Origin of the sequence: Psychrobacter sp. W2-37-MNA-CIBAN-0211 (assembly GCF_040309405.1) — a bacterium.
Taxonomy (GTDB): domain Bacteria; phylum Pseudomonadota; class Gammaproteobacteria; order Pseudomonadales; family Moraxellaceae; genus Psychrobacter; species Psychrobacter glaciei.
Genome location: NZ_JBEOOU010000075.1, coordinates 1 through 325, shown reverse-complemented (window position 1 = coordinate 325; position 325 = coordinate 1). Strand labels below are relative to the sequence as shown.

Sequence of the window (325 nt, the reverse complement as noted above, 5' to 3'; positions counted from 1 at the left end):
GACCAAGCGTATACGGTGGATGCCTTGGCAGTCAGAGGCGATGAAGGACGTAATAACTTGCGAAAAGCGTTGGCGAGCTAGTAATAAGCATTTGAGCTAACGATATCCGAATGGGGAAACCCAGCAGCATAAGCTGTTATCACTACATGAATACATAGTGTAGTGAGGCAAACCCGGGGAACTGAAACATCTAAGTACCCGGAGGAAAAGAAATCAACCGAGATTCCCCTAGTAGCGGCGAGCGAACGGGGATTAGCCCTTAAGTCTATGGGGTGTTAGTGGAATGTGTTGGAAAGCACAGCGGCACAGGGTGATAGCCCCGTAC

General features: G+C 49.5%; 1 rRNA gene. It reads left to right on the top strand.

The window, feature by feature from the left end:
• Nucleotides 1-325, top strand: a 23S ribosomal RNA gene (locus tag AAEY72_RS14360); the annotation flags it as partial.